1 pseudogene is annotated in these 234 nt (G+C 71.4%); it reads left to right on the top strand.

Annotated elements, in window-relative coordinates:
• Positions 1-234, top strand: a pseudogene (fecE, locus tag N7568_RS25485) (Fe(3+) dicitrate ABC transporter ATP-binding protein FecE); the annotation flags it as partial.

The following is a 234-nucleotide window of genomic DNA, read 5'->3' as shown; positions in this document are numbered from 1 at the left end:
CCCCGGAGCGGCCAGGTTCTGCTCGACGGGAAGTCCGTGACTTCACGTCCGGCGAAGGAGCTCGCCCGGCGCCTCGGCTTGCTCCCGCAGTCGTCCAATGCGCCCGACGGCATCACGGTCGCGGACCTCGTGGCCCGCGGCCGGTACCCTCCCCAGCAGTTGCAGCGGCAATGGTCCGCAGCCGATGACGTTGCCGTCGTTGAGGCCATGGAGGCCACCGGCGTCTCGGCCCTG

The organism is Paenarthrobacter aurescens (genome assembly GCF_025421775.1).
GTDB lineage: Bacteria > Actinomycetota > Actinomycetes > Actinomycetales > Micrococcaceae > Arthrobacter > Arthrobacter aurescens_B.
Note: the sequence above shows the minus strand (reverse complement) of the source record. Positions and strands in the feature narration are given on the sequence as shown.